Origin of the sequence: Variovorax sp., from assembly GCF_965279555.1 — a bacterium.
GTDB lineage: Bacteria > Pseudomonadota > Gammaproteobacteria > Burkholderiales > Burkholderiaceae_C > Variovorax.
Window position 1 is genome coordinate 377745 of the sequence record NZ_OZ257247.1, and the last position, 14687, is coordinate 392431.

The 14687-nt window shown below is 66.5% G+C and carries 15 protein-coding genes and 1 tRNA gene; 4 read left to right on the forward strand and 12 right to left on the reverse strand.

Annotated elements, in window-relative coordinates:
* Positions 1 to 114: 114 nt before the first annotated feature.
* The 4 genes from ACQY8B_RS01860 to ACQY8B_RS01875 are packed head-to-tail and all read right to left on the reverse strand — an operon-like array spanning position 115 to position 3756.
* Positions 115 to 945 (reverse strand): ATP-binding cassette domain-containing protein, encoded by an 831-nt coding sequence (locus ACQY8B_RS01860; RefSeq protein WP_422085150.1) that lies wholly within the window; start codon positions 943 to 945, stop codon positions 115 to 117.
* Positions 942 to 1931, reverse strand: a complete 990-nt coding sequence (locus ACQY8B_RS01865) for an ABC transporter ATP-binding protein (RefSeq protein ID WP_422085151.1) — start codon at positions 1929 to 1931, stop codon at positions 942 to 944. The genes ACQY8B_RS01860 and ACQY8B_RS01865 overlap by 4 nt, the downstream gene beginning before the upstream one ends.
* 5 nt (positions 1932 to 1936) lie before the next feature.
* Positions 1937 to 2812, reverse strand: coding sequence for an ABC transporter permease (locus ACQY8B_RS01870; RefSeq protein ID WP_422085152.1), 876 nt, complete (start codon positions 2810 to 2812; stop codon positions 1937 to 1939).
* Positions 2809 to 3756: an ABC transporter permease gene (locus tag ACQY8B_RS01875; RefSeq protein WP_428744996.1), complete on the reverse strand. Its 948-nt coding sequence runs from the start codon at positions 3754 to 3756 to the stop codon at positions 2809 to 2811. The genes ACQY8B_RS01870 and ACQY8B_RS01875 overlap by 4 nt, the downstream gene beginning before the upstream one ends.
* Positions 3757 to 3859: 103 nt before the next feature.
* Here ACQY8B_RS01875 and ACQY8B_RS01880 point away from each other — a divergent pair, with 103 nt between their 5' ends.
* Positions 3860 to 4138: a YfhL family 4Fe-4S dicluster ferredoxin gene (locus ACQY8B_RS01880; RefSeq protein ID WP_237675933.1), complete on the forward strand. Its 279-nt coding sequence runs from the start codon at positions 3860 to 3862 to the stop codon at positions 4136 to 4138.
* Here ACQY8B_RS01880 and ACQY8B_RS01885 read toward each other — a convergent pair.
* The 8 genes from ACQY8B_RS01885 to ACQY8B_RS01920 all read right to left on the reverse strand — a co-directional run bounded on the left by ACQY8B_RS01885 (position 4124) and on the right by ACQY8B_RS01920 (position 10706).
* The gene (locus ACQY8B_RS01885; RefSeq protein ID WP_422085154.1) at positions 4124 to 4639 is read right to left on the reverse strand and encodes a hypothetical protein; all 516 of its coding nucleotides are present in this window, start codon (positions 4637 to 4639) and stop codon (positions 4124 to 4126) included. The genes ACQY8B_RS01880 and ACQY8B_RS01885 overlap by 15 nt on opposite strands.
* 36 nt (positions 4640 to 4675) lie before the next feature.
* Positions 4676 to 5308: an aminoacyl-tRNA hydrolase gene (gene pth, locus ACQY8B_RS01890; protein WP_106936916.1), complete on the reverse strand. Its 633-nt coding sequence runs from the start codon at positions 5306 to 5308 to the stop codon at positions 4676 to 4678.
* Between the two features lie 78 nt (positions 5309 to 5386).
* Entirely contained in the window at positions 5387 to 6067 is a 681-nt protein-coding gene (locus ACQY8B_RS01895; protein WP_422085155.1) for a 50S ribosomal protein L25/general stress protein Ctc, read from the reverse strand.
* A gap of 86 nt (positions 6068 to 6153) precedes the next feature.
* Positions 6154 to 7128, reverse strand: a complete 975-nt coding sequence (locus ACQY8B_RS01900; protein WP_081269883.1) for a ribose-phosphate pyrophosphokinase — start codon at positions 7126 to 7128, stop codon at positions 6154 to 6156.
* Between the two features lie 140 nt (positions 7129 to 7268).
* A tRNA-Gln gene (locus tag ACQY8B_RS01905) sits at positions 7269 to 7345 on the reverse strand.
* Between the two features lie 72 nt (positions 7346 to 7417).
* Positions 7418 to 8314 (reverse strand): 4-(cytidine 5'-diphospho)-2-C-methyl-D-erythritol kinase, encoded by an 897-nt coding sequence (gene ispE / locus ACQY8B_RS01910; RefSeq protein WP_422085156.1) that lies wholly within the window; start codon positions 8312 to 8314, stop codon positions 7418 to 7420.
* A complete protein-coding gene (locus ACQY8B_RS01915) occupies positions 8311 to 8847 on the reverse strand; it encodes a lipoprotein insertase outer membrane protein LolB (protein ID WP_422085157.1) in 537 nt (178 codons plus the stop codon). Before ACQY8B_RS01915 ends, ispE begins: the two co-directional genes overlap by 4 nt.
* Before the next feature lie 2 nt (positions 8848 to 8849).
* On the reverse strand, positions 8850 to 10706 hold the full coding sequence (locus tag ACQY8B_RS01920) for a tetratricopeptide repeat protein (protein ID WP_422085158.1): 1857 nt from the start codon (positions 10704 to 10706) through the stop codon (positions 8850 to 8852).
* 81 nt (positions 10707 to 10787) lie between these two features.
* On the opposite strand from ACQY8B_RS01920, the gene mutM reads away from it, so the two are divergent.
* From mutM to mutY, 3 genes are all read left to right on the forward strand, one after another.
* Complete coding sequence (gene mutM, locus ACQY8B_RS01925) at positions 10788 to 11600, forward strand: bifunctional DNA-formamidopyrimidine glycosylase/DNA-(apurinic or apyrimidinic site) lyase (protein WP_237675927.1); 813 nt, start codon at positions 10788 to 10790, stop codon at positions 11598 to 11600.
* Between the two features lie 89 nt (positions 11601 to 11689).
* Positions 11690 to 13651 (forward strand): dynamin family protein, encoded by a 1962-nt coding sequence (locus tag ACQY8B_RS01930; protein ID WP_422085159.1) that lies wholly within the window; start codon positions 11690 to 11692, stop codon positions 13649 to 13651.
* Positions 13641 to 14687 (forward strand): A/G-specific adenine glycosylase, encoded by a 1047-nt coding sequence (gene mutY / locus ACQY8B_RS01935; RefSeq protein ID WP_422085160.1) that lies wholly within the window; start codon positions 13641 to 13643, stop codon positions 14685 to 14687. The genes ACQY8B_RS01930 and mutY overlap by 11 nt, the downstream gene beginning before the upstream one ends.

Below are 14687 nucleotides of genomic sequence, written 5' to 3' on the forward strand. Positions count from 1 at the left end.
TGTCCTCGGAACAGGGGGCAAGCATCATCAACGAGGTGGTGGCCTTTGCGCAACCAGATGCATATGACCCACTCATCCTAAGAACCGCCGGCGACACGCCGGTGGCAGCCCCGTTCAGGCCTGCAGCAGCGTGCCGCCGGTGGGCGTGCGCGGCACGGCTTCGAGCAGCGTGCGCGTGTAGGGGTGCTGCGCATGCTGGAAAAGCTCGGCGGGCGGGCCCTGCTCCACGATCTTGCCTTTCCACACCACGCAGACTTCGTCGCACAGGTGGTTGACCACCGCGAGGTCGTGGCTGATGAGCAGGTAGCTGATGCCGAACTGCTGCTGCAGGTCCTGCATGAGGTTGAGCACCTGGGCTTGAACGGACACGTCGAGCGCGCTCACCGGCTCGTCGGCCACGATGAGCTTGGGGCGTGTGATCAGCGCCCGCGCGATGGCAATGCGCTGGCGTTGCCCGCCCGAGAACTCGTGCGGGTACTTGTCCATGTCGGTAGTGCGCAGGCCGACGGCGGCGAGTGCTTCCGAGGCGCGCTCGCGCTGCTCGGCGCGGCTGGTCTCTGCCAACGCTTCCAGCGGCTCGGCGACGATGCGCGCCACGGTCTGGCGTGGATCGAGCGAGCCGTACGGGTCCTGGAACACCATCTGGAAATCGCGCCGCGAAGTGCGCAACTCGGCCCTGGGCAGCGTGTGCAGGTCGCGGCCTTCCAGGCGCACGCTGCCGGAGGTCGGCGTGTCCAGCGCCATCACCAGCCGCGCAATGGTCGACTTGCCAGAGCCCGATTCGCCGACGATGCCCACGCTCTTGCCGGCCTGCACCTCGAAGCTCACGCCGTTGAGCGCCTTCACCGTCGGCGGCGGGCCGAAGAGCTTTTCACGCGGCAGTGCGTAGTGGCGCACGAGGTCGGTGACCTGCAGCAGCGGTGGAACAGCGGTCTTCTGGCTCATGGTGCGGCGGCGACTTCGGTCGCGATCTCTTCGAGCCGGATGCAGCGCACCGCATGGTCGTGCGGCAGCATCGTCGCGGGTGGCCGCGTGGTGTGGCAGGCGTCGACGGTGTAGCTGCAGCGGCCCGCGAACGGGCAGCCCTTCGGCAGGTCGACCAGCTCGGGCACGCTGCCCTTGATGGTGGCAAGGCGCAGCCCGCGCGGCGCGCCGATGGCGGGACGCGCGGCGAACAGGCCCTGCGTGTAGGGATGGGCGCGGCGCGCGAACACGGCCTCGGTCGGGCCGCTCTCGACCACGCTGCCGCCGTACATCACGAGCATCTTCGACACCGTCTGCGCGATCACGCCGAGGTCGTGCGAGATCAATATCAGCGCCATGCCGCGCTCTGCCACGAGGCTCTGGATCAGCTCGAGGATCTGCTTCTGGATGGTCACGTCGAGCGCCGTGGTGGGCTCGTCGGCAATCAGCAGGTCGGGGCCGCAGGCCAGAGCCATCGCGATGCCGATGCGCTGGCGTTGGCCGCCGGAGAACTGGTGCGGGTACGCGTCGAGGCGCGAAGCCGCGTCCGGTATGCCCACGCGCTCGAGCAGCGCGAGCACTTCCTTGCGTGCATCGGCCTTCGAGAGACCTCGGTGCAGCCGCAGCGGCTCGCCGACCTGGCGTGCGATGGTGTGCACCGGGTTCAGTGCCGTCATCGGCTCCTGGAAGATCATGCCGATGCGGTTGCCGCGGATCTGGCACATGTCTTTCTCGGCGCGGCCCACCAGCTCGGTGCCGTCGAAGCGGATGCTGCCCGTGACCTTGGCGGTCGATGGCAGCAGGCCCATGAGCGACATCACGGTGATCGACTTGCCGCAGCCCGACTCGCCGACGATGCCCAGCGTTTCGCCGCGCTCCAGCGTGAAGTCGACGCCACGCACGGCCTCGGCGGGGCCGCGCTGCGTCTGCAGTTCGATGTGCAGGTCCTTGACTTGAAGCAGTGGCATCTTGCTTACCTCGCCCGTGCCAGCCGTGGATCGAGCAGGTCGCGCAGGCCGTCGCCCAGCAGGTTCAGGCCGAGCACCGCGAACGCGATGGCCATGCCGGGGAACACTGCGAGCAGGGGTGACTGGAACATCATCGTCTGCGCCTCGCTGAGCATGCGGCCCCACGACGGCTGCGGCGGTTGCGTGCCCAGGCCGAGGTAGGAGAGCGCAGCCTCCGCGAGGATGGCGATGGCGAAGCGGATCGTGATCTGAACGATCAACACCGCCGAGATGTTCGGCAGCACGTGCTGCATGGTGATGGCGAAGGAGCCCTTGCCGCAGGCGCGCGCGGCGGCCACGTACTCGCGCGACCAGATGGCGTTGGCCGATGCGCGGGTGATGCGCGCGAAGGTCGGGATGTTGTAGATGCCGATCGCGATGATCGCGTTGACGATGCCCGCGCCGAACACGGCGGTCAGCATGATGGCCGACAGGATCGCCGGGAAGGCGAGCGAGAAATCGGTGAGCCGCATGATGGCTTCTTCGACCCAGCCGCGCCTGGCGGCCGCGAGCAGGCCCAGCGCGGTGCCCACCACCAGGCCGATGCCCACCGCGATCACGCCCACCAGGATGGATGCGCGCGCGCCCACCAGCAGCAGCGAGGCCACGTCGCGGCCGTAGGTGTCGGTGCCCAGCCAGTGCGAGCCCATCGGCGGCTTGAGCTTGTTGGCCATGTCCATGTCGTAGGGCGACCAGGGCGTCCACACCAGCGAGACGGCGGCTGCCAGCAGCAGCAGCAGGGTCAGGACGCCGCCGAGCACGAAGCTGCGGTGATGCAGCGCGCGGCGCCAGAAGCCCGGCACCTTGAGCGCGGCGGCGCTGGGGGCGGTGATGCTGCTCATATGTCGCTGGCCTTGATGCGCGGGTCGATGACGGCATAGAGCACGTCGACCACGAAATTCACGATGACCACCATGGCCGCGAGCAGCATCACGCAGTTGCGCACCACGATCAGGTCGCGGTTGCTGATGGCCTGGAAGATCAGCCGGCCGAGGCCGGGAAGATAGAACACGTTCTCCACCACGATGGTGCCGGCCAGCAGCTCGGAGAACTGCATGCCCATCACCGTGATCACGGGGATCATCGCGTTGCGAAGTACGTGCGTCCAAAGCACCATGCGCTGCGACACGCCCTTGGCGCGCGCGGTGCGCACGAAGTCTTCGCGCATCACCTCGAGCACGGCCGAGCGCGTGATGCGCGCGAGGATCGCGGCTTGCACGACCGCGAGCGAAAGTGCAGGCAGCAGCAGCGACTTGATGCCCGAGAAGAAGCCGTCACCCCAGCCCTCGAAACCACCGGCGGAGAACCACTGCAGCTTCACAGAGAACACGAGGATCAGAAGAATCGCGAACCAGAAATTGGGAATGGCGATGCCGACCTGGGCCATGCCCATCAGGCCGACGTCGCCGAGCTTGTTGTGGCGCGCCGCGGCGGTCACGCCCACCAGCAGCGCTATCACCGTGGTGAAGAACATCGCCAACAGGGCCAGCGGCATGGTGAGCGCGAGGCGCTCCAGGATCAGGTCGAGCACCGGCGAGCTGTAGGCGTAGCTGTCGCCGAGGTTGCCGGTGAGCAGGCCGCCGATCCAGTGCCAGTAGCGCGTCCATGCGGGCAGGTCGAGGCCGAGCTTGGTGGCCAGCGCCGCCACGGCATCAGGCGAGGCGTCGGGGCCCATGAGCATCTGCGCGGCGTTGCCGGGCAGTATCTCCAGGACGAGGAAAACGATGACCGAGGCGCCGATCAGCGTGCCGATCAGCGTGGCAAGGTTGAATAGAAACAGACTCATGGGGCGGGGCGCAGCATAACTGACTCCTGCAACAAATGTGCCGTGAATGTGGCCTTTGTCATTCAGGGGCAGCCTGCCCGCGCGGCCCCGCGATAATCGGCGGATGGCCCTCATGATCACCGACGAATGCATCAACTGCGATGTCTGCGAGCCCGAGTGCCCGAACGACGCGATCTACATGGGCGAGGCGTTCTACGAGATCGACCCGCACAAGTGCACCGAGTGCGTCGGCCACTTCGACGAGCCGCAATGCGTGCAGATCTGCCCGGTGGCGTGCATTCCCGTCAATCCCGAGCACGTGGAAAGCCGCGAGACGCTGCTTCAGAAATACGAGCGTCTCACGGCGATCAAGGTGACGACGGCCGCGTCAAGCGGCGTCTGAGCTGGCGGATTTCCGCTTCTTTTTCTTCTTTGGCGCGTCGCTGGCCGTTTTCTGATCGGTCACCGCGCCCTTGAAGCTCGCGCTGGGCTTGCGCGGTTCGCCCGCCAATGTACGGGCACGGTCCCGCTCTTTTTGCTCGGCCAGTGCGAGCCGCCGTTCGGCGAGGGCCGCGCTGCGGGCCTCCCGCGCGGCCCGCTGGTCGCGGTCGTAGGCCGCCTTTTCCAGCGACAGCCGGCTGCGCTCCATCTGGTCGGCCTGGGTTCTTGCGTTGCGAGTGCCTGTGTCGGCGGCACGGCGGTCTTGCGCGCTGCGGCTGTCGTTCACCCGCACCGCCTTGCCGCCTTCGCAGGGCTGGTCGGCATAAGCGTTGCCGCAGCGCCATGCCGTGGTTCCGTCTTGCGCAAATGCGCCTGTGGAATGAATGCAGGCTGCTATAGAAAGCATAGCGACGCCGATCCTTGCGGTGCCTGCTTTCGTTTTTCTTCTGCTCTTCTCTCTCATTTTTTATTTCTCTCCCTCCTGCGCTCCGATGGCCGGCTAGGTGGCGGCAGGCGTGCCCCCGTCGCCGGGCTCCCTCCGCGGCGGTTTGGGCCGCGGTGGCTTGCTCGTGTGAATCAGCAGCGTCGCCTTCTCCATCTCGCCAGCCACCAGCGCGGGCGTGGCGTGCAGCGTGCGGACGATGGCGTCTTCGATCGCTTCGCGTTGCTCCTTGAGCGGCTTCTTGAGCACCCAGTTGACCACCTCCGACTTCACGCCGGGGTGTCCGATGCCCAGGCGCAGCCGCCAGTAGTCGCCGGTGCCGAGCTGCGCGTGAATGTCGCGCAGGCCGTTGTGGCCGGCATGGCTGCCGCCGAACTTGAGCTTGGCCTGGCCGGGCACCACGTCGAGCTCGTCGTGCACCACCAGGATTTCCTCGGGCGCGATCTTGAAGAAGCGCGCAAGGGCGGCCACCGACTTGCCCGACAGATTCATGAAGGTCTGCGGCTCCAGCAGCCAGATGCTCTGGCCGCCGATGTTGGCGCGCGCCGCAAGGCCGTGGTAGCCGCGTTCGGGCACGAGGTTGAGTTTCCAGTCGCGCGCCAGGGCGTCGATCCACCAGAAGCCCGCGTTATGCCGCGTGGCTTCGTACTCAGGGCCCGGGTTTCCGAGGCCGACGAACAACTTGATCATGGCTTGGATTATCCCGCTGCGAAAAAGCAGAAGGCCCGCACGAGGCGGGCCTTCTGCAGCAACGGATGCGAAAGAAGATTACTTCTTGGCAGTCTTTGCGGCGGGGGTCTTGGCGGCCGGAGCCTTGCCACCCTTGGCGGCCGGTGCGGCTGCGGCTGCTGCATCGGCAGCGCCTTCGGCGGGAGCGTCGACTTCTTCAGCCGCCGGCGACACGGCCGAAGCCAGCACCGGGTTGACCTTGCCGTGGCTGACCCACTTCACGCCCTTGGGCAGCTTGATGTCCTTCAGCGTGACGGTGCCGTTCTTCTTCAGGCCCGACAGGTCGACTTCGATGAACTCGGGCAGATCGCTCGGCAGGCAGTTCAGTTCGAGTTCGGTCGTCACGTGATTGACCAGGTTCAGGTCGATCTTGACGGCTTCGGATTCTTCTTCACCCTTGAAGTGCACAGGCACCTTCATGGTCATGCGGGTCTTGGCGTCGACGCGCTGGAAGTCGATGTGCTGCACCAGCTGGCGGAACGGGTGGTACTGCACGTCGCGCAGCAGGACCTTGCTGGTCGTGCCGCCGAGTTCCATCTCGAGCACGCTCGCGTGGAAAGCTTCCTTCTTCAGGGCGTGCCACAGCGCGTTGTGATCGATCTCGATCAGTTGCGGCTGGGTGTCGCCACCGTAGACGATGCCGGGGGTTCTGCCCGTGATGCGGAGACGGCGGCTCGCACCCGTGCCCTGCTTTGCGCGCTCAAAAGCGACGAATTTCATAACTAGCTCCTGTGAGAGTCCACCGCGACCAGTGCGACTCCGGTTCAAAAAGGCCTCCCGCGAAGGAGGCCAGCTTCATGCCCCGGTCAGAACAGGTTGTCCTGATCCGAGAACAAACTCATCACCGACTCGCCCTTGGCAATGCGCTGGATCGTCTCGGCGATCAGCGGTGCCACGGAGAGCTGGCGGATCTTCCCGCAGGCATTGGCGCCATCGGAAAGGGGAATGGTGTTGGTCACGACCACTTCGTCGAGGGCCGAGCCCTGCGTGATGCGCTCGATGGCCGGGCCCGAGAAGATCGGGTGCGTGCAGTAGGCGTAGACGCTCTTGGCGCCGCGCTCTTTCAGCACCTCGGCTGCTTTGACCAGCGTGCCGGCGGTGTCGATCATGTCGTCCATGATCACGCAGTTGCGGCCGTCGATCTCGCCGATCACGTTCATGACTTCGCTGACGTTGGCCTTCGGGCGGCGCTTGTCGATGATGGCGAGGTCGCAGTTCAGTTGCTTGGCCAGCGCGCGGGCACGGACCACGCCGCCGACGTCGGGCGAAACCACGATCAGGTCTTCGTAGTTCTTGGCGCGCAGGTCGCCGAGCAGCACCGGCGAGGCGTATATGTTGTCGACCGGAATGTCGAAGAAGCCCTGGATCTGGTCGGCGTGCAGGTCCATCGTGAGCACGCGCTCGACGCCGACGGTTTCCAGCAGGTTGGCCACGACCTTGGCCGAAATCGGCACGCGGCTCGAGCGCGGGCGGCGGTCCTGGCGGGCATAGCCGAAGTAGGGAATGACGGCGCTGATCCGCTCGGCCGAAGCGCGCTTGAGCGCGTCGACCATGATCAGCAGTTCCATCAGGTTCTCGTTGGTCGGGGCGCAGGTCGACTGGACCACGAATACGTCGCGGGCGCGGACGTTCTGGTTGATCTCGACGGTGACTTCACCGTCCGAGAAGCGGCCCACGCGGGCGGCGCCCAGCGAAGTACCGAGGTTGTGCGCGATTTCCGCGGCAAGGCCAGGATTGGCGTTGCCGGTGAAAACCATGAAATCAGGGTGATTAGCCTGCATGAGCGCGTCCCGGCAGTGCAAATTGGCTTAGGAAGCCGCCAAAAGGTTTGTGATGCGTGGCGGCCGGTAGGCCGCCGATTATTGCAGCGGGTGGGCTGCAAATGAAGACTGCGGCCATTTGGCCGCAGTCGTTGAAGATTTGGCAGGGGAGAAAGGATTCGAACCTTTGCATGCTGGAATCAAAATCCAGTGCCTTAACCAGCTTGGCGACTCCCCTACACAGGTCGATGGTTTTCACCACCAACCGATATATGTCGCATCGAACCGAATGAACGGCTCGATCATCTCTTCAGGTTGCCCATCCCCAGAGTGGATGGACTTCCAGGTTGCTGCATTGACGAACCTGCCAGCCCTTGGGGGCTTCCAGCAGTTCCGCTTCCTGCGGCGCTTGCGGCATTTTCGCGAACACCGAACTTCCGGAGCCGGTCATCCGTGCCTTCAACCCTTGGGCTCCGAGCCATTCGATGGCGTCGGTGACCGCGGGGCAAAGTCGCTGGGCAACCGGCTGCAGGTCGTTGTGGCCGAAGTCGAAAACCGAAGGGCTCAGAACAGAGCTTTTCAGGTTTGTCGCTTCGAGCGATTCGCTCTCTGCAGCAAAGCCTGTGATTATAGCAACAGGAGTTGAACGTTCAAGATCTGTTGCTGAAAAAATTAATCGGGTATCGAGTCCCTCGGGAGGTTTGGCCACCGCGAAACGCGCGGTAGGGAGTGTAACCGGTGTCAATTGCTCTCCGACGCCCTCGACCCACGCATTGCGGCCGCCAAGAAAGAATGGCACGTCCGCGCCCAGCTTCAGCCCGATGTGGGAAAGCCGCGAGAGCGGCAGGTTCAAGCCCCACAGGCGATTCAGCGCCAGCAGACAGGTGGCCGCGTCCGAAGAGCCGCCGCCCATGCCCGCCTGGGCCGGCACATGCTTGGCCACGCCGATGTGAGCGCCTTGGCCGGGTGCGGCAAATACCTGCAGGGCACGCGCCGCGCGCAGGATCAGATCGTCGGCAGGCAATTCGGTGGTCAGGTCTTCGCGGCTCAGTTGGCCGTCGCGGCGTAGTTCGACATGCAGCGTGTCGCACCAGTCGATCAGCATGAAGACCGATTGCAGCAGGTGGTAGCCGTCGTCGCGCCGGCCGGTGATGTGAAGGAAGAGGTTGAGCTTGGCCGGCGCGGAAAGGTCGTAGATCGCCTTCATGACCGTTCGAACACGATGCGCAGGTCGGCCCGGGGGCTCGGCGTTTCGCGGACCGCCGCCAGGCGGCCATTGGCGAGCTGCCCCAGGTCCGGCTTCCAGCCGGGCACGGGATCGTTGCGGCCCGCCAGCCAGCCGAACAGAGCACCCACTGGAATGGCTGCCCCGGTGGCTGCTTCGATGAGCGCATCGACGGAGTCGAAGCGCCGCGTGTTGCTGCCGTCTTTCAGCAGTGCCTCGCCTGGTGACCAGTGCAGTTGCGCAAGCGTGCTGCCGATGGGGGTCGTGAGCGTGAGATCACCCGAGTCGGGCGAGCCGCGCAGCTCGAACAGCGCGGCAAAGGTCTGTACAGGCTCGCTCTCGATGCGAAGCGACATCCGCCCGCTCCAGCTGTCCGAGGCCTTGGGTGCCGAAGCGCCGCCACCCGAAAGCTGTGCACAGCCTGCCACGACGAGCAATGCAGCGCCGCCAGCGGCCAGCAGCACGCGTCGCCCATGGTCGATCCGTTGCGGCGCAAGCGCCCTTGCCAGCGTCATGTTCAAGGCTTCACGCGCAGGCGCTTGAGTGTTTCCTGCAGGGTTTCGTTCTCGGAGTCGCTCAGCAAGGATTCCTTCCAGATCGTGACCGCGCGGTCCTTCTGGCCGGTGCTCCACAGCACTTCGCCGAAGTGCGCGCCGATCTCGGGGTCGGGCCGTGTCTTGTACGCGGCTTCGAGGATGCGGATCGCCTCGGTCGTGTTGCCGAGGCGGAATTCGACCCAGCCGAGGCTGTCGGCGATGAACGGATCGTCCGGCGCCAGCTGCACTGCCTTCTGGATCAGCGTGCGTGCCTCGTCGAGTCGGATCTTGCGATCGGCAAGCGAATAGCCCAGCGCGTTGTACGCATTCTGGTTGTCCGGCTTGAGCTCGATGAGCCGGCGCAGCAGGCGCTCCATGTCGTCGAGGCGGTTGAGGCGCTCGGCAACCATGGCCTGGTCGTAGACGAGGTCGGCGTCGTCCGGCGAGGCCGCGGAAGCCTGGGCCAGCATGTCGTAGGCCGCCTGGTATTGCTTGGCGTCGCGCAGCAATTGCACTTCGGCGAGGAACTTCTGCTTCTTGTCGTCGGCCGTGCGCTCGGGCAGCGAGCGAATGAGCTCGCGCGCCTGCGGCAGCTTGCCCTGTTGTGCGAGCAGGGCCGCACGGCGGGTTTGCGCGGCGACGATTTCTTCCGTACCGGTCACGCGCGACAGCCAGCGCTCGGCGGCCGCGTAATCCTTGCGGCGCTCGGCCAGCTGCGACAGCGCGAAGTACGCCTGCGACACACTGCGGCGGCGGTCTCCCGCTTCGCCTGCATCCTTGCTCTGGCTGCCCGAGAGTTCGATGAAGCGCTTGAGCGAGGCCTCGGCGGCTGCGTCCTGCTTGGCCTGCATCTGCAGGCTGCCGAGCAGCAGCCAGGGTTCGGCCAGTTCGGGCCGGGCCGCGGTGAGTGCCTGGAGCTGCGCGGTGGCGTCGGGGAAGCGGCGGTTTTCTACCAGCACGCGCGCGTAGGCCACGCGCAGGTCGGGCGCAGCCTTGGGGTTGTTGTTCAGGTAGCGGGTGACGATGGGCTCGGCCAGCGGCTGGCCGGGGTCGATCATCTCGAGTGCCAGCGCGGCCGGGGCGTCGGACGAGGGATCGAGTTCCTGGCCCCTGCGCGCGGCTTCCAGCGCGCCGGAAGCATCGCCCGCGTTCAGGCGCAGCCGGCCCACGGTGGTCCAGGCCAGCGCGCCGGTGGTCGGGTTCTTGAGTTCGTCGGACAAGGCCTGTTCGACCACCGAGGCGGCCAGCTTCTTGTCGGGCGCGCGTGAATAGTTGCGCGTGATCACGGCCATGAGCAACGGCCGTTCGACCTGCGAGGTGGCCGCCACTTCGGCGCGCAGCAGCTCGGTCGTTTCGCTGATGCGGTTGAGCGCGATCAGAATCTGCAGTTCGATGCGCCGTGCGTCGCGCGAGGTGGGCAGCGTTTCCTGCCAGGCACGGGCCGCGGCCAGCGCCGCATCGCCGGAACGCGACTGCAGGGCGATCTCGACCGCGCGCTGGAACAGCTTGCCGTCGCGCAGCCGGCGTGCGGCGTCGAGCACCAATGCGTAGCCGGAGCCGGGGTCGCCGGAGCGGGTCGTCAGCTCGCCCATCAAAATTTCATAGAACAGGTCCGCGGTAAGTGCCGACGGCTGCGCCGCAGGCTCGGCGGCAGCGGCTGCCTTGGCGACGACGGTCTGCTGGGGCCTGGCCGCTGGCTTCCGTGGCGCGGATCGTTCGATGATGGGTGCGGGGCTGTCGGGGGCTGCTGGATCGTTGGTTTGCGCGTGGACGGCACAGGCCAGCAAGACAAGAGACGCGGCCGCCGCAAGGCGGTGTCGGCGGGGCGGAAGGTTCATCCAACCATAATAATCCAGCCTTTTGAACGTGCGCCGCGTGGGGCTTCGTCGCCGTCGGCATTTGCCGGAGATTTACTTTTCATGCCTGAATTACCCGAAGTCGAAGTCACCCGGCGCGGCATTGCCGATCGCATTGCCGGGGCGCGCATCGACGCGGTACGCATCGGAAAACCCCTGCGCTGGGCGCTTATGGTGCTGCCCGAGGCGCTGGTGGGGCGCCGTGTGCTCCAGGTGCGCCGGCGCGGCAAGTACCTGCTGATCGATCTCGACCGCGGCATCCTGCTGTTGCACCTGGGCATGTCGGGGAGCCTGCGTTTCGACGCGGTGCTGCCGCCGCCCGGCGCGCACGACCATTTCGATCTCGTGACCGACCTGGGCACCTTGCGGCTCAACGACCCGCGCCGCTTCGGTGCCGTCGTCTATGTCGAGAACGAAGACGCGCCCTGGGCCATCAAGCTGCTCGGCGGGCTCGGCATGGAGCCGCTGGGCGAAGACTTCGACCTCGACGTCTTCCATGCCGGCCTCAAGAAGCGCAAGACCGCCGTCAAGCAGGTGCTGCTGGCGGGCGACGTGGTGGTGGGCGTGGGAAATATCTATGCGTCGGAGGCGCTGTTCCAGGCCGGTATCCGGCCGACGCTGTCGGCCGCGCGCATCAGCCGGCCGCGTGCCGCCAAGCTGCATGCGGCGGTGCGCGAGATTCTTGCAAGGGCGGTGGAGAAGGGCGGCAGCACGCTGCGCGACTTCTCGAACATCGACGGCCAGAACGGATATTTCCAGCTCGAGGCGACTGTCTACGGCCGGGCCGGCGAACCCTGTCGGGTCTGCGCAACGCCCATCCGGCTGTTGCGGCAGGGGCAGCGCTCCACCTATTACTGTCCCAACTGCCAGAAATAGCGGCGGGAACCGTCGAGCTAAATAGCCAGGAAACGGTTGTTGCGCGCCTCTCGATGCTATATTTGTAAGCTAGTTTTTACATCTGTCTCTTGAGCCGCTCCTTCAACCAACAACTCGATCAGCACGGCGCCTGGCGAAGCAATTTCGCCCGTCGGCTGCAGTGGCTGTCCCGCTGGCTGACCGAGAACGAGCTGCTCGACCAGGCGGTGGCTGAACGCCTGCGCGGGCTCGAGACGCAGATCCGCACCAGCAAGGTCATGGTCGCGTTCGTGGCGGAGTTTTCGCGCGGCAAGTCGGAGCTGATCAACGCCATCTTCTTTGCCGGCTACGGGCGGCGCATCATGCCCGCGAGCGCCGGCCGCACCACGATGTGCCCGACCGAGCTGGGCTACGACCCCGCGCTCGCGCCGAAGCTGCGGCTGCTGCCCATCGAGACCCGCCTGGAGCCGCACTCGCTCGCGCACTGGCGCGAGAAGCCCACGCGCTGGACCGAGATCGCGATTGACGTGGCCGATGCCGAACAACTGGCGCAGGCCATGAGCAAGGTAGCTGAGGTGCGCTGGGTCGCCAAGGACGAAGCGCGCACGCTTGGCTTCTGGGACGACGAGACGCCCGACGACAACCCGGTGCATGACGCCGAGGGCCGTGTCGAAATTCCACGCTGGCGCCATGCGGTGCTCAACATGCCGCATCCGCTGCTGGAGCAGGGGCTGGTGATTCTCGACACCCCCGGCCTGAACGCGATCGGTGCCGAACCCGAACTCACCGTGAGCCTGATACCGCAGGCGCACGCGGTCGTCTTCATCCTCGGCGCCGAGACCGGCGTGACGCGCTCCGACCTTTCGATCTGGCGCGAACACCTGATCACCGAAGACGAAGGCAACAACACGCGCTTCGTGGTGCTCAACAAGATCGACACCATGTGGGACACGCTGAGCACCCCCGCGCAGATCGCCCAGCAGATCGAGCGCCAGCGCGAAAGCGCGGCCCGCCTGCTCGAGGTGCCGCTGGCGCAGGTGCTGCCGGTGTCCGCGCAGAAGGGCCTGCAGGCCAAGATCCAGCGCGACGTGCCCTTGCTCGACGCCAGCCGCCTGCCCGCGCTCGAAGCGCTGCTGGGCGAAGGCGTGCTCGGCAAGCGCGAGACCATGCTGCGGCTTGCGGTCGATGCCGGCATGAGCGCGCTGCGCGTCGAGGCCGAACGCATACTGAAGGTACGCCAGCGCGACCTGTCAGAGCAGGCGCTCGAGCTGCAGGGGCTGCGCGGCAAGAATGTCTCGGTGATCCGCCACATGCGCGCGCGCATCGACCAGGAGCATGCCGAGTTCGAGGGCAGCAACACGCGCATCCTGGCGCTGCGCTCGGTGCAGGGCAAGCTGCTGCGCGAGGTGTATGCCGTGCTCGGCCGCACCGCGCTCAAGGCCGACATGGTGCGGCTGTCGGCCGCGCTCAAGCGTCCCGGCGTGAAGCTCAACGTGCGCAAGGTGTACGCGGAGACCTTCGACTCGCTGCGCAACAACCTGCGCGAAGTGCAGGCGACGACGGCAGAAATCCAGTCGATGCTGCACGCCACCTTCCGCCAGCTCAACGCCGAGCAGGGCTTCACGCTGCAAGCGCCGGCCGAGCCCGACCTTACCGGCTTCGAGCAGGAGCTCAGCCAGATCGAGCGCAGCCACATCCACTACCTCGGCGTGGGCAACCTGCTGAAGCTCGCGCAAGCCGATTTCTGCGACAAGCTCGTGCGCGCGCTGGCCAGCCGGCTGCGGCTGGTGAACGAAGCCGCCATGACCGAGGTCGAGCGCTGGAGCAAAGGCGCGAGCGCGCAGATCGATGCGCAGCTCAAGGAGCGCCGGCGCAACTTCAGCAAGCGCATCGAGGCCATCGAACGCATCCAGAGCGCGGCGGGCAACCTCGACGAGCGGCTGATGGAGCTCGCCGCGCAAGAAAGCAACCTGGCCGAGCTCCATCTGCGGCTGCGCGAATTCACCACTCTCATTACCCAGCAGGGAAAGCCGCAGGCTGCGGCTGTCGTCGGCGAACTGCGTGCAGCCTGAATCTCCCGACTTCGCCGCGCAGATCGTGGCCTGGCAGCGCAGCCACGGCCGCAGCCAGCTGCCGTGGCAGAACACGCGCGACCCCTACCGCGTCTGGCTGTCGGAGGTGATGCTCCAGCAGACGCAGGTGTCGACGGTGCTCGGCTACTTCGCGCGTTTTCTCGAGCGCTTTCCGGACGTGAAGGCGCTGGCCGCCGGAACCGAAGACGAGGTGTTCGGCCTCTGGAGCGGCCTGGGCTACTACAGCCGCGCGCGCAACATGCACCGCTGCGCGCAAGACGTCGTCGCACGCTTCGGCGGCGAGTTTCCGCGGACGGCGGAAGAACTCGTGACCCTGCCCGGCATCGGCCGCTCCACGGCGGCGGCGATTGCCGCCTTCTGCTTCGGCGAGCGCGTGGCGATCCTCGACGGCAACGTGAAGCGCGTGCTGACGCGCGTGCTCGGCTTCGGCGGCGACATGTCCTCGTCGGCGCAGGAGCGCGCCCTGTGGGATCTGGCGACGCAACTGCTGCCCGCCGCCGAACAGCGCGAGGCCATCGCGCACTACACGCAGGGGCTCATGGACCTCGGCGCCACGGTCTGCCTGCCGCGCAAGCCGAGCTGCATGATCTGCCCGGTCGACAAGCGCTGCGTGGGCCTGCGCGAAGGCGCGCCCGAGCGCTATCCGGTGAAGACCCGCAAGCTCAAGCGCAGCGCCCAGTCGCTCTGGCTGCTGCTGGCGCGCGATGCGCAGGGACGCGTGTGGCTGGAGAAGCGGCCGGCTAAGGGGATCTGGGCGGGGCTGCATTGCCTGCCCGTGTTCGACAGCCGCGACGACCTGCTCGCAGCGCTGCCGCCCGACGCGCAACGCGGCACTGAAGACCTGCCGGCCTTCGTGCATGTGCTGACTCACAAAGACCTTCACCTGCACCCGCTGCTGCTCGAAGGCGCCCAGCCGCTCGGCGAGGGCGCGCGCTGGGTCGACGCGCAGGAGTGGAGCCGGCTGGGCCTGCCGGCCCCGGTGCGCAAGCTGCTGGAGAGCAGCGAGGCCCGATAG

What these genes read in the sequence shown, in the direction of transcription:
- pth (WP_106936916.1), bottom strand. Translation starts at nt 5,308, where the DNA reads ATGATCAAGTTGTTCGTCGGCCTCGGAAACCCGGGCCCTGAGTACGAA.
- ACQY8B_RS01860 (WP_422085150.1), bottom strand. Translation starts at nt 945, where the DNA reads ATGAGCCAGAAGACCGCTGTTCCACCGCTGCTGCAGGTCACCGACCTC.
- ACQY8B_RS01885 (WP_422085154.1), bottom strand. Translation starts at nt 4,639, where the DNA reads ATGAGAGAGAAGAGCAGAAGAAAAACGAAAGCAGGCACCGCAAGGATC.
- ACQY8B_RS01865 (WP_422085151.1), bottom strand. Translation starts at nt 1,931, where the DNA reads ATGCCACTGCTTCAAGTCAAGGACCTGCACATCGAACTGCAGACGCAG.
- ACQY8B_RS01895 (WP_422085155.1), bottom strand. Translation starts at nt 6,067, where the DNA reads ATGAAATTCGTCGCTTTTGAGCGCGCAAAGCAGGGCACGGGTGCGAGC.
- ACQY8B_RS01875 (WP_428744996.1), bottom strand. Translation starts at nt 3,756, where the DNA reads ATGAGTCTGTTTCTATTCAACCTTGCCACGCTGATCGGCACGCTGATC.
- mutM (WP_237675927.1), top strand. Translation starts at nt 10,788, where the DNA reads ATGCCTGAATTACCCGAAGTCGAAGTCACCCGGCGCGGCATTGCCGAT.
- ACQY8B_RS01920 (WP_422085158.1), bottom strand. Translation starts at nt 10,706, where the DNA reads ATGAACCTTCCGCCCCGCCGACACCGCCTTGCGGCGGCCGCGTCTCTT.
- ispE (WP_422085156.1), bottom strand. Translation starts at nt 8,314, where the DNA reads ATGAAGGCGATCTACGACCTTTCCGCGCCGGCCAAGCTCAACCTCTTC.
- ACQY8B_RS01880 (WP_237675933.1), top strand. Translation starts at nt 3,860, where the DNA reads ATGGCCCTCATGATCACCGACGAATGCATCAACTGCGATGTCTGCGAG.
- ACQY8B_RS01870 (WP_422085152.1), bottom strand. Translation starts at nt 2,812, where the DNA reads ATGAGCAGCATCACCGCCCCCAGCGCCGCCGCGCTCAAGGTGCCGGGC.
- ACQY8B_RS01900 (WP_081269883.1), bottom strand. Translation starts at nt 7,128, where the DNA reads ATGCAGGCTAATCACCCTGATTTCATGGTTTTCACCGGCAACGCCAAT.
- ACQY8B_RS01915 (WP_422085157.1), bottom strand. Translation starts at nt 8,847, where the DNA reads ATGACGCTGGCAAGGGCGCTTGCGCCGCAACGGATCGACCATGGGCGA.